Here is a 21,812-nt window from a genome sequence, read left to right as displayed (position 1 = left end):
GCCATCAAGCCACAGTGGTGAAGTGAAGTTTTGTTACAATTAGAATAACGACATTAGCAGCAAAAGCTAACTCAAAGTGCAGCTTGGCTTGATGGTATGACTCGCCGACTTTTTCATTAGCCAATTAGCTTGTTCGTTTATCTGCTAACCGAAATAGCTAGACAGAATAAAATTCAAGCCGCATTGCGCGGCTTGGAAGTCAAATATCAATAGTATTCATCAGCTCAAAACTAAATGACTTAAGCATTAATATCTTCATATAACTCTTGATACATCAGCTCGCGCATTTTGAATTTCTGAATTTTTCCCGTCACTGTCATTGGATACTGATCCACAAACTTGATGTAGCGCGGCACTTTAAAGTAGGCGAATTTCTCAGTGAGAAAATGACGAATATCAGCCTCTGTAATCGCGGCTCCTGAGCGGACTTTGATCCAAGCACACACTTCCTCGCCGTATTTATCGCTTTGAACGCCAAAGACCGCCGCATCCTGCACATCTTTATGGGTGTAAAGTTTCTCTTCAATCTCACGGGGATAAATATTCTCGCCGCCGCGAATAATCATATCTTTAATGCGCCCCACAATTTGCACATAACCTTGCTCATCCATTTGGCCAATATCGCCCGAATGTAGCCAGCCTTGACTGTCTATGGTTGCCGCCGTTTTCTCAGGATCATTCCAATAACACTGCATAATGCAGTAACCGCGACTACAAACTTCACCGGGTTGATTAATTGGCAGCACTTCGCCAAATTCATCGACAATTTTCACTTCGGTATGGGGTAAAGCACGGCCAACGGTGAGCACCCGTTTCTCTACGGGTGAGTCGATTTCAGTAATGTGATTGAGCGGACTGCATTCGGTCTGACCATAACCAATCAGCACTTCCTTCATATACATCAGGTTTTGTACACGTCGCATCACTTCTTCAGGACAAGTTGCCCCCGCCATCACGCCGGTTCGTAAGGAACTCAAATCAAAACGAGCAAATTCTGGGTGTTCCAACTCGGCAATAAACATGGTCGGTACGCCATGCAAAGCGGTGCAACGCTCTTGCTCAATCACTTGCAATGTCGTCAATGGATCGAAGGATTCTCCGGGGAACACAGCAGCTGCGCCTTTGGCTAAGCAGACTAAACTGCCAAGTACCATGCCAAAACAATGGTATAAAGGCACTGGAATACAGAGTTTATCGTGGCAGGTAAACTTCATCGCCTCTGCGACTAAATAGCCATTATTCAATATGTTATGATGTGATAAGGTCGCACCTTTCGGACTGCCCGTCGTGCCAGAGGTAAACTGGATATTAATCGCATCGTACGGGCTTAATTCCTTAGCAATACTCTCGAGCATTATCCTGTCAGCGGCGGTCACATCAACGATCAAGTCATCAAAATTCAACATACCGACGGATTTCTCCGCGCCCATACGGATCACAAATTCAAGCTCAGGTACGGCTTTAGCTTGTAATTTACCCGCTGGGCAAGAAGTTAGCTCAGGCGCCAATTCATATAGCATCTCAAGATAATTGCTGGATTTAAACTTATCGGCACAAATTACCGCGCGGCAACCCACGTTACTCAGCGCATATTGCAACTCTTCAGGACGATACGCAGGATTAATACACACCATGATGGCGCCAATTTTAGCGGTCGCATATTGGGTTAAACACCACTCGATATTGTTAGGCGACCAAATCCCTACCCTATCACCAGACTTAATACCGAGTTTTAATAGTCCTGTGGCGAGCGCATCGATTTGGGCAAGATATTGGCGGTAATTCCAGCGGATATGTTGATGGTGTACGACGACAGCTAATTGGTCGGGATACGTTGCCGCAATCTCATCAAGATATTGACCTATGGTCTTCTCAACGAGTTTCGGTGATGACTCGCCTCTAAACTCGCTAACATTGAGCGGGCTTATAACTTGGCTTGTAGGAACTGACATTAAGGCCTCCGTGCATTTATTATTATGGTTAGCGAGGTCCAAACTAACCAATCCACGGATCATGTCACAAGTAAAAAAGCACTTTATTAGACTAAAGAGTAAGACAAACGATTAGATAACAATCCATTAAAGCCCAGTGCTAACGGCTGATAAACTCAAAATGAGCACTCGACTTAGGCACATTTAAGCTTTGTAACCGCTCAACAATAGCCAGTAACACGCCTTGGCGACGCATATTTTCTAACACGCCGGGGCTAAAAACCTCGAGTCGCGTCATGGCCGTCAACAGCAACTTACATTGTGCGATACTCGCATCACGAATATAGGCAGGTTTATCGACTAAGTAACTGTTGTTATACCAATAGTCCCAAGTGAAATTAGCCAATAACCAACCTTGCGTTGTCAGGTCATTAATAAATTCCAGCATACGCTCATGACTTAAGATCACATCACCTGCCGTAAAATCCTTAAGATATTTAGTGTATAAGCCACAATCAGATGTCATTGTTGAAGTCCCCATAACACACCTCACAGGTTTTGGTTGCCTCTGCTGCCACAACTTGTACGACACCAGTCACAAACCGAGATCGAATTTGACGCTTTGCCTTAGAAACGAGAATTTGCATAAGGCATACCAAATAAGATTACTGTCAACAGGCTAAGCCACGTTATCTGAACGGAAACTTAATCAAACTCACAATATTTGATATGGGTGACGAACTGGGGTATTCGACAAAATTCAGATAAACTCAGCGGTATTGAAGCGCTTAACGGCAACTATGAGTAAAGGAAACAAGATGAACTACTGGCTTATGAAATCGGAACCCGACGAATTCAGCATAGATGATCTTAAGGCTTGCCCTAACCAAACTGAAGCTTGGCATGGGATCCGTAACTATCAGGCGCGTAACTTTATGCGCGATGAGATGCAGATTGGCGATCAGGTATTTTTTTACCATTCAAGCTGCAAAGTACCCGGTATTGTCGGTATCGCTGAAGTTGTGACCAATGCGTATCCCGACAGCACGGCCTTCGATCCAGAATCGAAGTATTTCGACCCTAAGTCAGATCCAACCAAACCAAGATGGCTACGAGTGGATATCCGCTTTGTCAAAAAATTTAACGAGATTATTCCCTTAAGTTTGATAAAAAGTTTACCCCAACTGGCGGACATGTATTTAGTCTCTAAGGGGTCAAGACTCAGTATCCAACCTGTGACCGCCGAACAATGGCAAGCCGTACTCATGTTAACCCGCTAGAAAGCAATCTTGAACCAGAACGTTCAGCTATAGTTCATTTAGCATCGCCTATTGTTGGCCACATCCAGCATTGGACACAACATCAACTCAATGCCCCTTAGGAGTACAGATGAATAAATTGACCTCAGTGGTAATCACAGGACTTGTCCTCAGCTTAACGATGTCCATCTCAACCTTTGCTAAAGATGACCATGAGCACCACAAAAAGGATAAAAGTCTACCGCCGGGATTACAGAAAAAAGTTGACCAAGGTCAGCCACTGCCACCCGGTTGGCAGAAAAAACTCCACCGTGGTGATGTGCTTGAGCATGATATTTATGATCGCGGCCGCATCGTAGTCCCCTTAGACAGAGATGGCATCATTAGCATTCAAGTCGAAGGTGCACTAATCAAACTCGATAATAACAGCCGTAAAATCCTCGATATCGTCAATATCATTACCGATTAACTTCCCATGGAAAAATGGCATTTATAACTGACACATTTACAACTACGCCCAGCGCTTATCTGGGCGTAGTTGTACTTCTTAATACTGCTTTCATCTATCAAAAAACGTTGTCTGTAAGACAATTTATCATCCCAGTCCTCACTCAATAACGTTCTAACTTACAATAAAGCAACATATTGATATTTATCATATCTTTACTATCTGGCTATTGGTCGTAAATTGGCTAAATGCTAGACTCATGCAGGGTGAAAAGATATCGAACAGAACAAGATAAGTGTCACCTAAAAATACTCATGCGGCTAAGGCAAAATCTTAATTGAATTCATAGCATCCCGATAATGACCGTAGACTGACGCTGGATTTTTGAAAATGAAACACACCTCACTTCAACGGGTTAAGCAGGCGATTATTGCGGGGTTCTGGGCTTCACTTGCCAGTATTTCTGTGGGTTTTCTTTTTAAGCTTTGGTTAGCACAATGGGTTGCCAAAGCCGATCTTGCGCTCTATCACACGGTTATCGATATCATCTCACTGTCGCTGATCCTGATGACAGGATTTCGCTCCTCTATGGTGGTGACCTACTCCCAGACCAAGCAAGATGTGGATATCACTAATATATTCCGCTACAGCTTAATTGCTATGGTGCTACTGACTTGGGGCTTAGTTTTGCCCTACATCAAACACAAACTTCAGCTCAATGTAGAATATTTTCAATTGGTTGGGATTATTCTGAGTATGGGGCTCAAGGTCTATTTTACCAATCAAATTGCCATGTACCGGCTGTATGCCATCTCCAATAGAGTCACTTGGTTAGAGCCGCTCGCGCAAGTGACTAGCTTTTTATTATGTTTCTACGGCTTAAAACAAACCGCCATTGCATCACTCTTTTACAGCATGACACTGTCATCGCTCATCGTTGCCTTATATATGTACTTAAAACGGCGCAAAGATATTGCCACTCCGCCCTTAAGTGCAGTGCATTTTGATACGGGTTTACGCAGTTTTATGAAGAAAAGCCTGACGGCGTCCATGGAAGCGGGGGCCAGTATCTTGATGATTTACATCACCGTACTGCTGACTATTGCCTATTTCAGCATAGATGAACTGGGTGATTTCCAAGTGGTGGTGCGGCCGATGATCACTTACCTCACCCTGCTTTTTGTCTTTCCCATCTACCGGTTTGTACTGCCCGAAGTCGCAGTGTGCGTACGAGAAAAACGCTTTGACGAAGTCCAACAAATTAAATCATGGCTGACGAAAGTTTCTTTGTGGATCAGCGGTATTTTTTTTGTCGTTATGGTTTTTGCGAGCAAGCCGTTAGTCGCTTGGTTATTCCCCGAGCAATACATTAAAGCGGCCCCAGTATTAATGCATTTCTCCATGTTTTTTATATTTATGATGCTCAATGGCTACCAGCTAGCTTATATCAAAGCTCATGGCTACTTTACTCAAAGCCTACTTATTCGCCTTGCTGGTATCGCAGTACTGGTCGGTACTTTCTACGCTTACCGCCTGTATACGGAGAATGTCGTCGCGGTGATTTTAGCCTTAGGCACGGGCTATCTGATGATGTATCTCATATCTAAACTAGTTGAAAGACGCATTCAGCAAAGCCTTAACAACCAAACGCTGCCTTAGCAACAACTAAAGACGCTTAAGACATTGAAGGAAATGACAGGCTTCAACTAAAAAGGCATCCCAGAGGATAGTCTGGAATGCCTTAAGAGGAGACAACATGTCAGCTTATAATTTAGCGCCCATCGAGCATGCGACCAATACCACCAAGCACAGAGCCTTCACCACGATCACTGCCCCCCGCAGATGGGGCATGGGCGATAATGCGGTCTGCCATACGTGAGAATGGCAAGCTTTGTAGCCAAACCGTCCCGTGGCCTTTAAGTGTGGCTAAAAACAAACCTTCACCGCCAAAGACCATAGACTTTAATGAGCCTGCACGCTCTATGTCGTAATCAATCCCTGAGGTAAATGCAACAAGACAACCTGTGTCAACTCTTAAGGTTTCACCTTTTAGTTCTTTTTTCACTAAGGTGCCCCCCGCATGGATAAACGCCATACCATCGCCCTGTAGACTTTGCAGAATAAACCCTTCACCACCGAAAAATCCCGTACCTAAGCGGCGATTAAATTTCATCGTCACGCGTGTACCTAAAGCCGCAGCCAAAAAACTGTCTTTCTGACAGATAAGCTCACCACCATGTTCGGCCAAGTCGATCGCTAGGATAGTGCCAGGATAAGGGGCGGCAAAGGCGACTTTACGTTTTTGATTGCCTTGGTTGGTAAAGTGAGTCATAAAAATGCTCTCACCCGTCAATGCCCGTTTACCCGCGCCCACCAACTTGCCAAAAAAGCCAGACTCAGGCTCAGAGCCATCGCCCATTTTGGCCTCAAAGCTAATATCTTGCTCTAGATAATTCATCGCGCCCGCTTCAGCGACCACGGTTTCGTTAGGATCGAGTTCCACTTCAACCAACTGCATACTGTGGCCGATAATTTCATAATCCACTTCATGACAACGTCTAGACATTCTGTTCCCCTTAACTGTCAGTTCCTTGTTACTATCCTTTAGATTGACCCCGATGGACGACTCTTTACTTATCGCGGCTCAATTTCACTCTTCATCTCGACCTTAATCTAGATCTAAGCTCAGTCTGAATTTAGGCCTTATTTTAACTCTCAATCTAAACCTTCATCTGACCTAGGCATTAATCTATGACATAAAATGTCAAAATGCGATTATTTTATGCGGTAACTTGTATCAAAAGATGACAAGCGAAGACTTATCAACCCAAACCCACACCATTAAACTGCTCAGCCTTAGCAAACTCCTCTAATATCAACTCGGTAAAAAGTTGTCCCGCACGACCTAACGGTCGCTCTAAGGTCGAGACGAGCTGTGGAATAAACGTAAAACGACTGCCACCGACGAAGTCGATTTCAACTAATTCGCCCTTAGCCAACTCTTCTTGCACTAAAAAGTCCGGCAACCAGCCAAAACCTAAGCCTTTTAACAAGGCGTTCTTTTTCATGATAAAGCCAGAAAGATAAAACACTTTATCGCCGCCAAATTGCATTTCATCGCGGTAACTTTTATTGGGTGAAGAGTCTTCGATAGTTAATTCCACATGTTGCTGCAGCTCAGACAAACTAATTTCGCGAATAAAAGACAAAGGATGCAAAGCACTGGCCACCAGTACGCTAGTAATTGCAGGCAACGGCTGCGGATGATAGTAGGGGCCAGTGCGATAATCTTTCACTAACATCAAGTCAGCATTATCACGCTCGAATCTGTGTTGTACACCGCCTAAAAACTCCATATTCAGCTGAATTTTAGTGGGGATCTGATGTTCAGCCATGCGCTTTAAGGCCGTCATGATAGGCTCCATCGGTAAGGCACCGTCTATCACTAGCTCTAGCTTGGGCTCCCAGCCTTCACTGAAACGACTGGCAAGATGTTCAATGTTTGCAAGGTGTTGCAGTAATCTTTGTCCCTCGGCCAAAATCACGCGGCCCTCTTGCGTCAGCTCAGCACGATATTGCTCACGGCTAAAAAGCGGCACGCCTAAGTGCTCTTCTAACTTTTTAACTTGATAACTCACCGCCGATTGCGCTTTGTGTAATCGCTCCGCCGCCTTGGCAAAACTGCCCTCTTCCACCAGCACTTGCAGCACATTAAAAGCATCAATATCGATGCGCATGGTCACTCCTTGGCTCTAATGAACATGTCACGGAAACACTACGATTCGTAAAGATTAGAATACCATCTAATTTTTAGATTGAGATAACGGATTTATTATTCTTTTTTTTGTTCATTCAAGCAACTAAATTGATAACAAGATCACATAACCATAACGACAAGCGAAGTAGAGCTAATCTCACGCCGCTGTAAAAACCAAGGATCCTCCATGCCATTTTATGTGAAACAAGGCCAGATTCCCCATAAGCGCCATATCGCATTTGAAAAGGAAAACGGCGAGCTTTACCGTGAAGAACTGTTCTCAACCCATGGTTTTTCCAATATTTATTCCAATAAATATCACCACAACATGCCAACCAAAGCATTAGAAGTAGCGCCCTACAGCCTAGGCCATGGTGCCAATTGGGAAGATTCGCTGGTCCAAAACTATAAACTCGATTCCCGCGACGCCGACCGTGAAGGTAATTTTTTCAGCGCCCGTAACAAGATTTTTTATAACAATGACTTAGCACTGTATACCGCCAAAGTCACCGCCGATACCGACGAGTTTTACCGTAACGCCTATGCCGATGAAGTGGTTTTTGTCCACGAAGGCGAAGGCACACTCTACAGCGAGTACGGCACGATTAAGGTCCAAAAGTGGGACTATCTCGTGATCCCACGTGGTACCACTTATCAACTAAAATTCAACGATTACAGCAATGTGCGACTTTTCGTCATCGAGTCATTCTCTATGGTGGAAGTGCCTAAGCATTTCCGTAACGAGTATGGTCAACTATTAGAATCGGCACCTTACTGCGAGCGCGATTTGCGCGTACCTACACTGCAAGAGGCTGTGGTTGAGCGCGGCGCCTTCCCCTTAGTGTGTAAGTTTGGCGATAAGTACCAACTCACCACGCTCGAATGGCATCCCTTTGATTTAGTGGGTTGGGATGGCTGCGTTTATCCTTGGGCATTCAACATCACAGAATACGCACCAAAGGTAGGCAAAATCCATCTACCTCCTTCTGATCACTTAGTCTTTACCGCCCATAACTTTGTGATTTGTAACTTCGTACCGCGCCCCTACGATTTCCACCCTAAATCGATTCCGGCGCCTTATTACCACAACAACATAGATAGCGACGAAGTCTTGTATTACGTCGATGGCGACTTTATGAGCCGCACGGGCATTGAAGCGGGTTACATGACCTTACATCAAAAAGGTGTGGCCCACGGACCACAACCGGGCCGCACTGAAGCCTCAATTGGCAAAAAAGAAACCTATGAATATGCAGTGATGGTGGACACGTTCGCCCCACTGAAATTAACCGAACATGTACAAAATTGCATGAGCAAAGACTACAACCGCTCTTGGCTAGAAGACTAGCCCCAAGCCACCAGCACTCCCATGCGGGAGTCATTTGAGTGACGGCGTGTTGCACTAAAATAACGAGGAAAACAACATGGCAAGCGAACTAAATCCACTGGGCTTATTAGGTATCGAATTCACTGAATTCGCCAGCCCTGATACTGATTTTATGCACAAAGTCTTTATCGACTTTGGTTTTTCTCTGCTGAAAAAAGCCAAGAACAAAGACATCCTGTACTACAAACAGAATGACATTAATTTTCTGCTCAACACTGAGCGCGAAGGTTTCTCAGCTAAGTTTGCTAAATCCCACGGCCCAGCCATTTGTTCTATGGGCTGGCGTGTAGAAGATGCCGGCTTTGCCTATCGCGTTGCCGTTGAACGTGGTGCAAAACCCGCCGATGATGCCAACAAAGATCTGCCTTATCCTGCGATTTACGGCATTGGCGACAGCTTAATTTATTTCATCGACACCTTTGGCGCAGGTAACAATATCTATGCCGCTGATTTTGAAGATTTAGACGAGCAAATTATCACCCAAGAGAAAGGCTTTATCGAGGTCGATCACTTAACCAACAACGTCTACAAAGGCACAATGGAACATTGGGCTAACTTCTATAAAAACATTTTTGGTTTTACTGAAGTGCGCTACTTTGACATCAGCGGCGTACAAACCGCGCTAGTGTCCTACGCCCTGCGTTCGCCCGATGGTAGCTTCTGTATCCCGATTAACGAAGGTAAAGGCAGCGATAAAAACCAAATTGATGAATATCTGAAGGAATACAATGGCCCAGGTGTGCAACATTTAGCCTTTAGAAGCCGCGATATCGTTAAATCTCTGGATGCGATGGAAGGCAGTTCAATCCAGTGCCTAGACATCATCCCTGAATACTACGACACCATTTTCGATAAGTTACCGCAGGTCACAGAAAATCGTGAGCGCATTAAACATCACCAAATTCTGGTGGATGGTGATGATACAGGCTATTTATTGCAGATATTTACTAAAAACCTGTTTGGACCGATTTTCATCGAAATCATCCAACGTAAGAATAACTTAGGTTTTGGTGAAGGCAACTTTACTGCCCTGTTTGAATCAATTGAACGGGACCAAATGCGCCGCGGCGTACTGTAAGTATTCATCCTACTAATAAAAAACGGTACGCACTGCGTACCGTTTTTCTTTCTACGACTATCTACATCGTCATCTAAATCACCATCAGCTTTGACACCAATCACTCGGCTTTAACTTTCCTGCGCTAGTCCACATCGATAGGTTTGATAACCTTACAAGGGTTACCTGCCGCCACACAGTTCGCGGGAATGCTCTTATTCACGACACTACCAGCACCAATGACACAATTATCACCAATGGTCACACCGGGTAGTACAGATACGTTTCCGCCTAGCCAGACATTATTACCGATTTGAATTGGCGCGCCGTATTCCGTTGTTTGCCGCGCAATGGGATTAATAGGATGCGTTGCGGTAGAAATCATCACATGGGGACCAAACATCACATTATCGCCAATCGAAACTGAGCAAACATCTAATATGGTTAGATTATGATTGGCGTAAAATTGTTTGCCAATATGGATGTTATAACCGTAATCGCAAAAGAAATTAGGCTCAATATGGGCGCAGTGTTGAATATCAAGCAGGCCACGAAGATGCTCCATTCGGGCATCAAGTAAAGTCGGTTCGGCCAGATTAAACTGATGACAAATGGATTTCGCCCGCATACGCTCAGCCAATAACTCATCATCCCAAGCCTTATAGGGCTGGCCCGCCAACATTTTTTGTTTCTCAGTCATCGTATTGTCAACATTCAGTCCATGATGACCTAACCCTAACAATCGATTGATGAAAGTTCAAGAACTGCCTTATATGCTATTGAATGAACTACCCATCTTGCTGACAGAACATTTAGCTAACAGCCAATGTGAGTCACATTCAAGCATTCAATCTCAATCGAGACAAAGGTCATTACCTTTGTTCGTCATCACAATAGAGTTCTGCAAATAAATACACTAGACACAAACTGTTCAGCGGCATGACCGGATTTGTCCAAATCATCCGGCTGTGACGCCCTGCTTCACCGAAGATTTCAAGCAATAAATCCGAAGCCCCATCGAGTGCTTTAGGATGTTCAAAGCAAGATTGATGCACATTCAGCACCCCTTCCAAGCGGTAAATTTGTTTTATCCGCGAAAGCTCACCGCAAGCCTGTTTCAATTGGGCAATAGCATTTAGGGTCGCAAGACGACAGGCAGCGTAGCCTTCGCTCACAGTATGATCGGCGCCCAATTGTCCTTGATACTGAAGCTCGCCCTCTAAATAGGGAAACTGACCCGAGGTCATTAACTGACTGCCAACAATTGAATAGGGTTCGTAATTCCCAAGAGCCGCAGCAACCTCAGGTAGTTCAAGCCCTGCCGCTACTAGCCGCAATTCAGGTGTGAACATCATAATGTCACCTCCTGAGATGAGGCATTCGCAGGATTAAGCAGCGGGGCTAACCAGGTCGTCAAATGCTGAGGATTGACTGTCAGCCAGTTCGCAGCGGCCTCATCTTCCGTCATTCCTTGTCGATTAACCGCATAATCGAGTTCTGCAACCATTTGATTCGATAATACTATGTTATCAAGTACCTGAATTTGTGCGGGCGAGAAATTAACCACTAACTCGCGTTCACGGGCGAGCAATACCGCTTTATCTTTTCCCCCGAGTAAACCTTTAGGGTCCTGAAGATCGCGAATACCGTATTGATGGTGTAAAAATTGTGGATGCCACAAAGGAACGATCACCCACTCGTTTACCGCTACGGCAGACTCAAAAGCCGCGACACAGTCGGCTTGAGTGCCTGTTCTAAATTGATAACCTGCCGCCGTTAATCCATATTGCGTCATGATATTTTTAGAAAATCGCGTGATCCCCGCCCCCTCACCAATCCCTTGAATGATGGGCCGCATACGTTGCTGCACGTCAGGTTTGAGTAAATCCTCAATGCTCGACACTTGCTCAGCAGGCACATAATCGGGTACGCCCCAGAGCGCATAGGGCTCATAATGTAGCTCGAGTTGCCGCGTAGCAACTCGCTCTTCGACACCTTGTCGATAGATCCCATGGCTATGGGGCAGCCATGCAGAACACAGCATATCCACTTTGCCTTCACCTAGCTGCTCAAAATTAGCCTCGTGCAATGCATAGCTTCGTTGCACCTCTTTGCCCATAATCCCTATCACATGGGCCACCACAGCGGCGGTGACGCGATGAAAACTTAAGTCCGTCACTCCCATGCGAATCATCGGCTTACCCTGTGAGCTCTCCATATTTGTACTCTTATTCAATGAATTCATACCTATCACACCTCGAGGAAATAATGCCAATGATGCCAAACAGCCCAATCCCAACGTTTGCAATAATTGCCTTCTGAAGACATTAATCTCCGCCATGTTCAGGCTCCTTGGTGTCTAAAATAGTGAGCCTATCCATCACAATCCCTACGATGGCGTTGTCCTTTGCATAGGGGAATATCATCTCTACTTTGATGCCATTCGGATCTTCAAGAAACAACTGATGTTCACCAATTTCAGGCACTATTCGTTCCTGAAAAATCATCCTCTGCTGGCATAAATGCTGCTGCATCTGGTATAAATCCTTGCCACGAAACGACAAATGGTCAACACGTCCCGAGCCATAAATATTTCTGCTTTCCCCTAAGTAGGCATCTAGCGCCTGATCGCCCGCTTCCACCAAATGCAAAATGGGCTTATTTGAGGCATAAAGCCAATGTCCAGGAAAACCAAACTGTGGCCGCCAACCTAATTTCAATCCAAGGATGACTTGATAAAACAACAGCGTTTCAACCAGTTTGGGGGTTCTGATGGTAAAGTGATCCAATCCGTTTATGTTCATATTGTCATCCTCTGGGTGTCGTGACTCAGTGACTCGGTATAACCAAGTGCGAATCCAAACCGTTTTAATCCGCAAAAATCGTGTGAATAAATTCAGTTAAGATAAGCACTTGACGTAAGGTTATAAAATTAATTGATGAGATTAATTGTTCGGATTAATTACCACGAACGCCCGCCGCTAACGGCTTAAAACGGAAAATATAATAAGGTGGACTGTTTTCAGCTTTGCCATTATTTAATGGTGCCGATAACGGTAATTGCGCAGCCCCAGAGTACAAGTAACCTTGCTTGCCATAACTCACACCGTCGGGCCAAACCATACGTTCATCATGGACATAAGTGCGATACTGGCGAGAATCTGCAGGGATCACACCAATGGCCCGCTCTCCCACTTCTGTTAGATACAAATTATTCGCTTCATCAATACTTAAGCCACCGTTGTCGGGCTTATCGGCATAAGCCTCCACTTTGGCAGAGAGTGCCGCAGGCGTTAACGAAGGATTGATGAGATCTGTCATCCGCACACGGTAAACTTTGTCTTTATTCATCGGGGCAAAGTAGAGCCATGTTTGGGTTTTATCTAAAGCAATGCCATCGGCACCCACATAGACTTCAATCTGCTTTCTATCTTTTGAGTTTTTATCGATAATCAGTGGCCGCTGTAAATCTGGCATCACACTGTTATCTCCCTGTAATAGGCGCCGACTTTTCCCTGTATTTAAGTCCACAACCACCAGCGCAGCCTTTTCACCAATGGGACCCGTGCCAATCCCCTCATCAGCAATCACAATCGCTTGATGTCGAGATGAGATAACAAAGTCATTATGTTGTGACTCAGGAAGAGAGACTGGCGCGGGCAAATGAATAATGCGATCTAATTGGTTTTTCTTGGTATCCCACGCCACTAATTTAGGCTCAATACGTGGCGCCTGCTGACCAGAGTCTAATAGCCAAACTCTGTCTTGATCGTCGGTTCGCAGCCCCAACACCCAATTAAGGCAAGTGTCAGGTTCTTTCGCTTTGCCCTGCGGATCATGGCATTGCTGCCAATCCGAATTAGGAAATGGCTTAGTACTACCATCCGCTAAAAGCTCTGCCACCTTAATGTTAGGTTGATAGAAAGGGTGATAACTGAAAATCAATCGCTCATCTGATGTGAAAGTAATACCGCCCACAGCCCCATCAAGTTCGGCAAAGACTTCCATTTTTGCCAGCGGCTCAGTCTGTGTCGCCCATGAGTGAGAACACAACAAACTGGTTGCCAGTAGTGTAAAAACCTTTGATAACATTGGGTATGTAATGCGCGTAGATAATATGGTCATCTTCATTCCTCCTAACGTGGGCCAGCTAAAAGCGTTAAACTTGCTTCGCCTAATCTATGCTGCCAAAGATAGAATCCCACCAAAGCGGGTGTTGATCCCTTGTCTATCGGCAACTGCGCCACATCCAAAGCATGCACTGTCCATACATAACTGTGTTCACGTCCCTCTGGTGGACAAGGTCCAAAGAATCCAGGTTTACCTAAATCGGTATTAGCTTCAATGGCACCACTGGGTAGCACTCCGCCATTCACACCACCTGCGAGAGTCGACACCTGTGCCGGAATGTCATACACAACACGGTGCCAAAAACCACTGCCAGTAGGCGCATCTTTGTCATATAAAGTGACAGCAAAGCTCTTGGTACCGGCAGGTACATTTTGCCAAGTTAAACGCGGCGCAATATTTTCGCCCGAACAACCAAATTGATTCCAATAATACTCAGGAGGGAACCTTGAATTATCAGCTAAATTACTTTCGAGACTAAACGCAGAGGCACTGTCGTCAGCCATAACGTAATTAATACTGGCGGCCAAAGCGACAGTCACTAAGAGAGTCTTTTTAAAAGAGGAGAAATAAGGCGATTTCATAATATGCTGAACCCATTTTGAACTGTCCTAAAACAGTCATTAACCATTGATTTGAGAATGTGGGTTAGCATATCAATCAAATTATGATTGATAAGGCGCATTTGGTTGATATGAGTTTCAAAAAATATTGGATAATCTCAACATGCTTCTCAGTTATTTTTAGGTTATGGTACTTTCAGCAAAAATAATGCAAAAAAGTAACAGCCAAACGACTAAGATATGTTCTTAACACAATAATATAACGAGGTTTCGCTATGATTAAAGCGGCTTATCAACCTTGGTTTCCCTTGAACAGAAACCTAAAGCCACACCCGAACCTGAGTTGCAGATTAGACCATTTATCTTTAACCATACTGTGGCAGGAACTTGATAACGATGCATTCACGATGGAATTGTATTTCCCTACGATTTCAGGAATACAAGTCATTGATGAGTCAAGTTATCAAACCTTCTTAGATAACATAAGTGATAACTTTAGTGATAACTTTAGTGATATTCAACATGATGATAAAAGCAATACGCCATTCCCTATTGATTCAGATTTAAATATCACGGATCAATCCAATGCCGATTATTTTTCTTTACCTTGGCCAATATGGAAGTCGGTAAAAAATGCACGCCGTCCTTATTATGGTGAATTAGGCGAACATATTTACCAAGACCTATACAGTTATTATATAGTGGGCGCCGATAGTGTCTACTTGATCGATACTGATGTAGAACCTACAGTCAATGTCTTATCTTGTTAACTATGAAGTTAATCGCTGTTAACCGAACAACTGCAGAATTAATCACAATGGGGTTAGTGAGCATATTGTTAATAATAACTACAATATGCTTTTTGCGTGAAATATCGCCAGCCAACACAACCGATTACATTTAAAGAGAGCAAGTTCAAAATAAGCAGATTGGCTAAATCCGCCGTTTTCATTACACTATCGACCTTCTCATCTTCACCCAAGAATGACCAAACCATGCCTGATTTTGCCTTACTCGCTGTGTTTATCCCGACTTTTTTCTTTGTTTCTATCACTCCGGGCATGTGCATGACACTCGCCATGACACTGGGTATGAGCATAGGTGTGCGCCGCACCCTGTGGATGATGCTGGGTGAACTGGTAGGCGTGGCGTTGGTGGCGACAGCCGCCGTGATGGGCGTTGCCAGTATCATGCTCAACTATCCCGAAGTCTTTCAAATTTTTAAATGGATCGGCGGGATTTATTTAGGCTTTATCGGCGTACAGATGTGGCGCGCGCGCGGCAAGATGGCCATATTAAGTGATGATGACACTAACCCCAGAGCCAGCAATGTTACCTTGATCTCCCAAGGCTTTATTACCGCCATTGCCAATCCTAAAGGTTGGGCATTTATGGTGTCGCTATTGCCCCCTTTTATCAATGCCGAGCGCGACGTCGCGCCGCAGCTCCTCGCCTTACTGAGCATTATTATGGTGACCGAATTTACTTCTATGCTCGCCTACGCCAGTGGTGGCAAAAGCCTGCGCATCTTCTTGAGCCGTGGCGATAATATTCGCTGGTTAAACCGCATTGCAGGCAGCCTAATGATAGGCGTAGGAGTTTGGTTAGCCATGAGCTAACGGTTTGAACTAACCGCTTAAATGTAACCCGTTCTACCTAAAATGAGCCCAATAAAGTCCCGTTAACTCGGTCTTTATGAAGGCTCTTTTTTGTAGGGCAACACATCCTGCATCTGCGCCATATATTGCTGCATTTGCAGTGTTTCTTGCTCAACAAAGTCGGCAATCGCAGCCTTAAATCCCAAATGGGCGATGTTATGGTAGGAATACATTGCTACGGGTTCAAAGCCACGCAGCACCTTATGTTCCCCCTGTGCGCCCGCATCAAACACTTGAAACTCATGTTCAATACAATATTGAATACCTTGGTAATAACAGGCCTCAAAATGTAAACCGTCGAGCTCAACCGTCGTCCCCCAATAACGACCATATAAGCATTTCTGCCCTCGGGTATTCTCACCTTTTAAATACAAGGCGCCAGCGACCATCTCGCCCTTTGCATCTTCAACCACCAAGAGTAGGACTTGCGCAGCGAGTTGTGCCCCCAACTGCTGAAAAAAGGTTGGCGTTAAATAGCCGCGATGACCGGAGCGCTTAAGGTAAGTTAATTGATAACATTGGATAAACGTCTGCCATTGCGAAGCGGTGATCTGCTCCCCTTCGACAAACTGAAACTTAAGATTAAAAGGCTGTAACTGCGCCCGCTCCTTCAAGATATTCTTACGCTTACGGGAACTAAAGCCCGCCAGAAAATCATTAAAATCCCGATAACTGCGATTATTCCAATGGAACTGAGTGCCTAAGCGTTTTAACAGCGAATTTGGCAAACTTTCAAATAACGGCGTTTGTGTTGGGGTAACAAACAGGCTATGCCATGAGGAAATCGGGTTATCGCCCAGCCCTGGCTGATTAAGAATAGCTTCCTCAAGTACGAGATTATCCTGCGCTGATATTAGTCGGCGATTCAATGTCAGCAGCAGTAATGCCGCCACGCGCAGTTGCTCGGCGCGCTCCAATGCGGGATGAATGCCCATCCGTTGACCTTGCACTGGGGTAAAAGGGATCGCATTCACCCATTTGGGATAGTAATCGAGCCCATGGCGCTCATAGGCTTCGGCCCACGCCCAATCGAACACATACTCACCGTAGGAATGGGATTTTTGGTACAAGGGCATGACGGCAATAAGTGGGAACTGATTGAAGTGGTTAGCCGTTTGCACACTGATAAACCCTCCTTCAGCCAAAGGCGACAAGCTTTTATCCTTACTGTCGACATCATTTAATGTGTCACCCGCATCGAACACGCATAAATGTCGAGGCGTCCAACCGGTTGCAGTGCAGGCGGAGCGGCTTTGCTCGAGTGCCAACAGAAACTCATGGCGACAAAAGGGATTCGCCTCACCCATGGCGGCATTCCACGCACTGGCCGAAATATCCGACATTGAGCTCGCAAAAGCCAAGATAAGCTGTCTCATTGGATAAATTATCGTCCTTTACTGGTGTGAACAAGTATACGAGGTTGCAATTAAGCCTAATTCTCGGCACATTGCATAGCCATAATTAAAATAAATTCAGGATTGAGTATGCGTCCAACAAGACCTTTTAGACCTCTTATTCTCGCCATTGCGATGGCGCTTCCCTTACTATCATCTCCCAGTCTGCTTGCCGATGAATCGCCAATTTTCAGCCAGATGGCCACCGCACAACCTGTATGGGCTAAGCATGGCATGGTCGCAAGCCAAGAAACTCTCGCCAGTCGCACCGGCGTTGAGATCCTAAAGCAAGGCGGTAATGCGGTTGACGCCGCCGTGGCTGTCGCCTTCAGTTTGGCTGTCACCTTACCCCGTGCTGGCAATATCGGTGGCGGCGGTTTTATGCTGGTGCATATTGCCAAAGAAAACAAAACCATCGCTATCGATTACCGTGAAATGGCACCGTCTAAAGCCAAGAAAAACATTTTCCTCGACGAAAATGGCGACGCAGTTGAAAAACTAAGCCGCGAACACGGTCTTGCAGTAGGTGTGCCAGGTACAGTGATGGGCATGAGCTTAGCCCTTGAAAAATATGGTACTATGACTCTCGCCCAAGTTACGGCACCCGCGATTAAAATGGCGCAAGAAGGCATTAGCGTGACGCCAGATCTTGCCCAATCCCTTGCCGGCCTAAAACGCCGCATGGCCCAATGGCCAACCACGGCCGCTATCTTCTACAAAGCCGACGGCAGTGACTATCAAGTGGATGATATTCTTAAACAACCTGAACTTGCCCATTCGTTAAGTCTTATCGCTGAAAAAGGCACCAAAGGATTCTACGAAGGAGAAACCGCCACTAAGCTCATCAATGCGGTGAAAGACGCTGGCGGCATTATGACCTTAGACGACCTTAAAAATTATAAGGTAGTGGAACGTGAACCCGTGCGCGGCGAATACCGTGGCTATGAGGTTGTGTCTATGCCACCGCCATCATCGGGCGGTGTACACATCATAGAAATGCTCAACGTATTGCAGCAATTCCCAATAGATAAACTCGGCCACAATACCGCCCAGACGATTCATCTGATGGCGGAAACCATGAAGTACGCCTATAGCGATCGCAGCGAATACTTAGGCGATCCCGACTTTTATAAGGTGCCCGTCAGAGCCTTAACCAGTAAGGACTACGCCCAAAAAATCGCCAGCCAAATTGCGATGAATAAGGCAACACCGAGTGCTGAAATCAAGCCCGGCAAGCTCGCGCCCTATGAGAGCGATCAAACCACTCACTTCTCGGTAGTCGATAAATGGGGTAATGCAGTTTCAAATACTTACACCTTAAACTTCAGCTACGGCTCAGGTTTAGTGGCGAAGGGAACAGGGATTCTGCTCAATAACGAGATGGATGATTTCTCTGCCAAACCCGGCGTGCCAAACGGCTACGGTTTAGTAGGTGGTGATGCCAATGCGGTCGAGGGCAATAAACGCCCACTCAGCTCAATGAGCCCAACAATAGTGATGAAGGATGGCAAACCCTTCCTCGTCACTGGCAGTCCAGGTGGTTCGCGCATTATCACCACCACACTGCAGATCATCATGAATGTTATTGATCATGGATTAAACATTGCCGAAGCCAGTAATGCGGCGCGGGTTCATCATCAATGGCAACCCGATGAATTGCGAGTCGAGTCCAGCTTTAATCGCGATACCATTTCCCTGCTCGAAGCCAAAGGACACAAAGTGAAAGTACAATCCGCTATGGGCAGTACGCAATCAATCATGGTGACCGAACAAGGAATTTTTGGTGCGTCTGATCCACGCCACTCGGGTAGCGAAGCTATCGGCTACTAGCATCTCCATGATGCCGATTTTAGTGAAAGAGATGAGTGAGAGAAATAGGTGGATGAGATAAAAGGATTTATGACCTATTCGAACTAGGTCATAAACCCTGAGTAAAGCTTGTACTTTCACTCAACGAATACAAACTTGCAATCAAAAAGCCCTGCTATACATCACTGTATAAGAAGGGCTTTTTATTGTGTGGAAAAGTTATTGTGCTAATTTGCATTGTTTTTTACTTTAGTGACGCTGCAACTGAATCATGAAATATCATACTAAACACCACTCACTTCAAGACATGTAGGTAAATTCAGTTATTGGGATATTAGTGTTGGCTGGTATCCACTCATATAGGCTTGCCATGGCATTCACTCATCGACACGCAGCTAGTCCATCCGTGGATGCTCGACCGCCACGTCCATGGGGCGGACGGTCGTCTCGCAAATTACCATGGCTCACCTTTTTGGCACTAGTGTAACCTGTCTGTATGAAGGAGATACCCAGCACGCTTTTGGACAAAAGCGAGCTAGGTCGTTAGCCATAGCCGGTGAATATCAGATTAAAATTTCTATGATTTAACGACTAACGAAGTGCCTGCAAACGCCACAGTAAACACAAAAACGATTTGTACCAAAATTGCCACGTATTTGCAGTCCGTCATTCGCGTTGCATTGATTGCAAATATTCTTGAGTCATAAGGCTACTAACAAGCCAATGAACGACCAAATTAATTAATAATTTTAAGTCTTCAATATCCTTATCTTGCCACTTCCTTCGGTAGTGTGTCTCATCATTACCTAACCATACAGCTCGAGTAGCGCACTCTTTAATATTTGTATCAGTGATATATTTATTAATACACTGCATCAGTAACATACTCCTGATTTGTTCAGAATCATTGGAGTGCAAAAATACACAGTAATCTTTAATTAGAAATTCTAGAGCTTTTCGATAACCCATACCGCATATTTCGCTTAAGCCATTGCTCTCTGCATTAGCTGATTGATTAAAAATTTCTACGAAAATTGGGGATACTGCACTAATTTTTTCATTGAAATCTATCGTTTTGAAAAACTGAGGCGTTGCATGTGTATATGTAAAGTAACCATCTGAATAACCTTCTTGCTTTGATTTTCGTTCAAAGTGAGCTAGAAATAAATACCCACATTTTATTGATGGACACTCATAAAGCACCTCCAAATAGCGACTAAGGTGTTTATTATCAGTAAAAATTTCTTTGAATACACCGGTCCGATTAGGAGAAACTAAATGATTACAAACAGGACAATTATTTGGTTCTTGCTCTATTCTAATACCTTTTATATCAATATCTATCATCTTTCCTCCAGTGTAGTGGCAAACTGAATTCAGCCACAGATTTAGATACTAAAAGCCATATTGTTAATTGATTGTGAACCTGACTAAGGTAGAATGATTCACTGGCTCATTTTGAGACATTCCCGAGTGAGCGAAGCGAATGGCTTGAACCACTAGTAAGAAGCCATTGCACGGCCTTCAAGATAGGACGCGATTGCTATAGCTGACTCTATGTAGTTTGACACTGCAGCCTTAGTAAATTCTGCTTCTGGCACATGAACGGCTTCATTTCTCAAAGTTCGGAGCTGCTCAAATATTGCTAGTTGACGATTGTTCAGCACTCCACCTTTCTGAAGGCTGTCACGCAAACGCATTGGTCCTGGATAAGAATTTGAAGGGCCAAGATTTTTTTGACGAATTACATCTGCGGCAGCAGCTTCAACCTGTAACCAAGACTCAAGAATTGCTGCGCGAGGGGCTAGTTCGGCAATTGCCTCCAGCCTTGCTTTGACCTGTTCTTTCTCTTGGCCTGCAATTTTATTCTCTGCCTGTGCAGCGGGGACTATAGCTTTAACTTCGTTAGCTATTGCCTTCGCAGTTTCACTAAACTCAACCTCTATGTCCTTGTATTTGAGTCGACGCAAAGACCTCGCAATTTGAGGAAGTTGTTTGCGAATTAATACAAGTAAAGTTATCAGTGTGGCGGGCCAAGCAAGAGCATTTATGATACTGCTGAAAAATGTTAGCCAATCCATGGTCTCTCCTTGGCTTCTAACGTCTTTGTATTTATGCACTGCACTGCACTGTTTGCAGTGCATAAATCGCGTGTTGACTCAATCTTAAATATGGCTGCTGCCACATCCGTGTAAATGGGTATGAATGATGCTATAGGAATTTGCTTTTTTGCGGTAGCGGTTTTTTATACAGTTTGATGGGTAATCACTTGATATCGTTTTAGCTTTCTCATTTTTCGCACTTATTTTTGCTGATGAATCGCTATCTAACGACTCAAAACTCCAAGGAATACACCTCCCCTCGGAGTTGCCGCAGGGCGAATAGAGCTCTTGATTTAATAAAGAGTGCGTGAGTTCGGTC

Annotated in this window: 21 protein-coding genes and 1 pseudogene; 8 read left to right on the top strand and 14 right to left on the bottom strand. The window is 44.9% G+C overall.

Translation table 11 applies throughout. The features are described from left to right. Nucleotides 1-239 precede the first annotated feature (239 nt). Both AAA952_RS02035 and AAA952_RS02030 read right to left on the bottom strand, forming a co-directional pair. The gene (locus AAA952_RS02035) at nt 240-1,952 is read right to left on the bottom strand and encodes an AMP-binding protein (RefSeq protein WP_263185765.1); all 1,713 of its coding nucleotides are present in this window, start codon (nt 1,950-1,952) and stop codon (nt 240-242) included. A gap of 139 nt (nt 1,953-2,091) precedes the next feature. Continuing rightward, on the bottom strand, nt 2,092-2,472 hold the full coding sequence (locus AAA952_RS02030; protein WP_168827411.1) for a DUF6508 domain-containing protein: 381 nt from the start codon (nt 2,470-2,472) through the stop codon (nt 2,092-2,094). A 277-nt stretch (nt 2,473-2,749) separates the two neighbouring features. On the opposite strand from AAA952_RS02030, the gene AAA952_RS02025 reads away from it, so the two are divergent. The 3 genes from AAA952_RS02025 to AAA952_RS02015 all read left to right on the top strand — a co-directional run bounded on the left by AAA952_RS02025 (nt 2,750) and on the right by AAA952_RS02015 (nt 5,297). Then, nucleotides 2,750-3,211, top strand: coding sequence for an EVE domain-containing protein (locus AAA952_RS02025; RefSeq protein WP_219251661.1), 462 nt, complete (start codon nt 2,750-2,752; stop codon nt 3,209-3,211). A 109-nt stretch (nt 3,212-3,320) separates the two neighbouring features. After that, nucleotides 3,321-3,659 (top strand): hypothetical protein, encoded by a 339-nt coding sequence (locus tag AAA952_RS02020; protein ID WP_168827409.1) that lies wholly within the window; start codon nt 3,321-3,323, stop codon nt 3,657-3,659. Between the two features lie 369 nt (nt 3,660-4,028). Continuing rightward, nucleotides 4,029-5,297 carry a hypothetical protein gene (locus AAA952_RS02015; protein WP_338253951.1) on the top strand — a complete coding sequence of 423 codons (1,269 nt, stop codon included), beginning with the start codon at nt 4,029-4,031 and terminating at the stop codon, nt 5,295-5,297. A 112-nt stretch (nt 5,298-5,409) separates the two neighbouring features. On the opposite strand, the gene AAA952_RS02010 is transcribed toward AAA952_RS02015, so the two are convergent. Both AAA952_RS02010 and AAA952_RS02005 read right to left on the bottom strand, forming a co-directional pair. Continuing rightward, nucleotides 5,410-6,204, bottom strand: coding sequence for a TIGR00266 family protein (locus tag AAA952_RS02010; protein ID WP_028759593.1), 795 nt, complete (start codon nt 6,202-6,204; stop codon nt 5,410-5,412). A gap of 256 nt (nt 6,205-6,460) precedes the next feature. After that, nucleotides 6,461-7,375: a LysR family transcriptional regulator gene (locus AAA952_RS02005; protein ID WP_338253947.1), complete on the bottom strand. Its 915-nt coding sequence runs from the start codon at nt 7,373-7,375 to the stop codon at nt 6,461-6,463. A gap of 207 nt (nt 7,376-7,582) precedes the next feature. Here AAA952_RS02005 and AAA952_RS02000 point away from each other — a divergent pair, with 207 nt between their 5' ends. Both AAA952_RS02000 and hppD read left to right on the top strand, forming a co-directional pair. Further along, complete coding sequence (locus AAA952_RS02000) at nt 7,583-8,743, top strand: homogentisate 1,2-dioxygenase (protein ID WP_219251663.1); 1,161 nt, start codon at nt 7,583-7,585, stop codon at nt 8,741-8,743. 76 nt (nt 8,744-8,819) lie between these two features. After that, a complete protein-coding gene (hppD, locus tag AAA952_RS01995) occupies nt 8,820-9,860 on the top strand; it encodes a 4-hydroxyphenylpyruvate dioxygenase (protein WP_113940921.1) in 1,041 nt (346 codons plus the stop codon). Between the two features lie 124 nt (nt 9,861-9,984). On the opposite strand, the gene AAA952_RS01990 is transcribed toward hppD, so the two are convergent. The 6 genes from AAA952_RS01990 to AAA952_RS01965 all read right to left on the bottom strand — a co-directional run bounded on the left by AAA952_RS01990 (nt 9,985) and on the right by AAA952_RS01965 (nt 14,551). Then, complete coding sequence (locus AAA952_RS01990; RefSeq protein ID WP_131525027.1) at nt 9,985-10,539, bottom strand: sugar O-acetyltransferase; 555 nt, start codon at nt 10,537-10,539, stop codon at nt 9,985-9,987. A gap of 172 nt (nt 10,540-10,711) precedes the next feature. Beyond that, entirely contained in the window at nt 10,712-11,194 is a 483-nt protein-coding gene (locus AAA952_RS01985; RefSeq protein ID WP_338253940.1) for an Atu1372/SO_1960 family protein, read from the bottom strand. Further along, nucleotides 11,191-12,084 (bottom strand): glycine betaine ABC transporter substrate-binding protein, encoded by an 894-nt coding sequence (locus AAA952_RS01980; protein ID WP_338253938.1) that lies wholly within the window; start codon nt 12,082-12,084, stop codon nt 11,191-11,193. The genes AAA952_RS01985 and AAA952_RS01980 overlap by 4 nt, the downstream gene beginning before the upstream one ends. Before the next feature lie 82 nt (nt 12,085-12,166). Next, nucleotides 12,167-12,643 (bottom strand): VOC family protein, encoded by a 477-nt coding sequence (locus AAA952_RS01975; RefSeq protein ID WP_287481086.1) that lies wholly within the window; start codon nt 12,641-12,643, stop codon nt 12,167-12,169. A 154-nt stretch (nt 12,644-12,797) separates the two neighbouring features. Continuing rightward, the gene (locus tag AAA952_RS01970; protein WP_231466222.1) at nt 12,798-13,964 is read right to left on the bottom strand and encodes a major royal jelly family protein; all 1,167 of its coding nucleotides are present in this window, start codon (nt 13,962-13,964) and stop codon (nt 12,798-12,800) included. 11 nt (nt 13,965-13,975) lie between these two features. Next, a complete protein-coding gene (locus AAA952_RS01965; protein ID WP_338253928.1) occupies nt 13,976-14,551 on the bottom strand; it encodes a YbhB/YbcL family Raf kinase inhibitor-like protein in 576 nt (191 codons plus the stop codon). Between the two features lie 254 nt (nt 14,552-14,805). Between AAA952_RS01965 and AAA952_RS01960 the strand changes: the two genes are divergently transcribed. Together AAA952_RS01960 and AAA952_RS01955 are read left to right on the top strand one after the other, a co-directional pair. Then, nucleotides 14,806-15,300 carry a hypothetical protein gene (locus AAA952_RS01960; protein ID WP_300479985.1) on the top strand — a complete coding sequence of 165 codons (495 nt, stop codon included), beginning with the start codon at nt 14,806-14,808 and terminating at the stop codon, nt 15,298-15,300. 225 nt (nt 15,301-15,525) lie between these two features. Continuing rightward, entirely contained in the window at nt 15,526-16,149 is a 624-nt protein-coding gene (locus AAA952_RS01955; protein ID WP_106650850.1) for a LysE family translocator, read from the top strand. 74 nt (nt 16,150-16,223) lie between these two features. On the opposite strand, the gene AAA952_RS01950 is transcribed toward AAA952_RS01955, so the two are convergent. Further along, entirely contained in the window at nt 16,224-17,564 is a 1,341-nt protein-coding gene (locus AAA952_RS01950; protein ID WP_338253924.1) for a GNAT family N-acetyltransferase, read from the bottom strand. 108 nt (nt 17,565-17,672) lie between these two features. On the opposite strand from AAA952_RS01950, the gene ggt reads away from it, so the two are divergent. Next, the gene (gene ggt / locus AAA952_RS01945; protein WP_263177629.1) at nt 17,673-19,412 is read left to right on the top strand and encodes a gamma-glutamyltransferase; all 1,740 of its coding nucleotides are present in this window, start codon (nt 17,673-17,675) and stop codon (nt 19,410-19,412) included. A gap of 645 nt (nt 19,413-20,057) precedes the next feature. Here the strand turns inward: ggt and AAA952_RS01940 are convergent. The 3 genes and pseudogenes from AAA952_RS01940 to AAA952_RS01930 all read right to left on the bottom strand — a co-directional run. Continuing rightward, nucleotides 20,058-20,738, bottom strand: a complete 681-nt coding sequence (locus tag AAA952_RS01940; RefSeq protein ID WP_338253920.1) for a hypothetical protein — start codon at nt 20,736-20,738, stop codon at nt 20,058-20,060. A 152-nt stretch (nt 20,739-20,890) separates the two neighbouring features. Next, nucleotides 20,891-21,472: a hypothetical protein gene (locus AAA952_RS01935; RefSeq protein ID WP_338253918.1), complete on the bottom strand. Its 582-nt coding sequence runs from the start codon at nt 21,470-21,472 to the stop codon at nt 20,891-20,893. A gap of 84 nt (nt 21,473-21,556) precedes the next feature. Continuing rightward, nucleotides 21,557-21,812: pseudogene (locus AAA952_RS01930) on the bottom strand (hypothetical protein); the annotation flags it as partial.

Origin of the sequence: Shewanella sp. M-Br, from assembly GCF_036245925.1 — a bacterium.
Lineage (GTDB): Bacteria > Pseudomonadota > Gammaproteobacteria > Enterobacterales > Shewanellaceae > Shewanella > Shewanella oncorhynchi.
Note: the sequence above shows the minus strand (reverse complement) of the source record. Positions and strands in the feature narration are given on the sequence as shown.

What these genes read in the sequence shown, in the direction of transcription:
- AAA952_RS02035 (WP_263185765.1), bottom strand. Translation starts at nt 1,952, where the DNA reads ATGTCAGTTCCTACAAGCCAAGTTATAAGCCCGCTCAATGTTAGCGAG.
- AAA952_RS02030 (WP_168827411.1), bottom strand. Translation starts at nt 2,472, where the DNA reads ATGGGGACTTCAACAATGACATCTGATTGTGGCTTATACACTAAATAT.
- AAA952_RS02025 (WP_219251661.1), top strand. Translation starts at nt 2,750, where the DNA reads ATGAACTACTGGCTTATGAAATCGGAACCCGACGAATTCAGCATAGAT.
- AAA952_RS02020 (WP_168827409.1), top strand. Translation starts at nt 3,321, where the DNA reads ATGAATAAATTGACCTCAGTGGTAATCACAGGACTTGTCCTCAGCTTA.
- AAA952_RS02015 (WP_338253951.1), top strand. Translation starts at nt 4,029, where the DNA reads ATGAAACACACCTCACTTCAACGGGTTAAGCAGGCGATTATTGCGGGG.
- AAA952_RS02010 (WP_028759593.1), bottom strand. Translation starts at nt 6,204, where the DNA reads ATGTCTAGACGTTGTCATGAAGTGGATTATGAAATTATCGGCCACAGT.
- AAA952_RS02005 (WP_338253947.1), bottom strand. Translation starts at nt 7,375, where the DNA reads ATGCGCATCGATATTGATGCTTTTAATGTGCTGCAAGTGCTGGTGGAA.
- AAA952_RS02000 (WP_219251663.1), top strand. Translation starts at nt 7,583, where the DNA reads ATGCCATTTTATGTGAAACAAGGCCAGATTCCCCATAAGCGCCATATC.
- hppD (WP_113940921.1), top strand. Translation starts at nt 8,820, where the DNA reads ATGGCAAGCGAACTAAATCCACTGGGCTTATTAGGTATCGAATTCACT.
- AAA952_RS01990 (WP_131525027.1), bottom strand. Translation starts at nt 10,539, where the DNA reads ATGACTGAGAAACAAAAAATGTTGGCGGGCCAGCCCTATAAGGCTTGG.
- AAA952_RS01985 (WP_338253940.1), bottom strand. Translation starts at nt 11,194, where the DNA reads ATGATGTTCACACCTGAATTGCGGCTAGTAGCGGCAGGGCTTGAACTA.
- AAA952_RS01980 (WP_338253938.1), bottom strand. Translation starts at nt 12,084, where the DNA reads ATGAATTCATTGAATAAGAGTACAAATATGGAGAGCTCACAGGGTAAG.
- AAA952_RS01975 (WP_287481086.1), bottom strand. Translation starts at nt 12,643, where the DNA reads ATGAACATAAACGGATTGGATCACTTTACCATCAGAACCCCCAAACTG.
- AAA952_RS01970 (WP_231466222.1), bottom strand. Translation starts at nt 13,964, where the DNA reads ATGACCATATTATCTACGCGCATTACATACCCAATGTTATCAAAGGTT.
- AAA952_RS01965 (WP_338253928.1), bottom strand. Translation starts at nt 14,551, where the DNA reads ATGAAATCGCCTTATTTCTCCTCTTTTAAAAAGACTCTCTTAGTGACT.
- AAA952_RS01960 (WP_300479985.1), top strand. Translation starts at nt 14,806, where the DNA reads ATGATTAAAGCGGCTTATCAACCTTGGTTTCCCTTGAACAGAAACCTA.
- AAA952_RS01955 (WP_106650850.1), top strand. Translation starts at nt 15,526, where the DNA reads ATGCCTGATTTTGCCTTACTCGCTGTGTTTATCCCGACTTTTTTCTTT.
- AAA952_RS01950 (WP_338253924.1), bottom strand. Translation starts at nt 17,564, where the DNA reads ATGAGACAGCTTATCTTGGCTTTTGCGAGCTCAATGTCGGATATTTCG.
- ggt (WP_263177629.1), top strand. Translation starts at nt 17,673, where the DNA reads ATGCGTCCAACAAGACCTTTTAGACCTCTTATTCTCGCCATTGCGATG.
- AAA952_RS01940 (WP_338253920.1), bottom strand. Translation starts at nt 20,738, where the DNA reads ATGATAGATATTGATATAAAAGGTATTAGAATAGAGCAAGAACCAAAT.
- AAA952_RS01935 (WP_338253918.1), bottom strand. Translation starts at nt 21,472, where the DNA reads ATGGATTGGCTAACATTTTTCAGCAGTATCATAAATGCTCTTGCTTGG.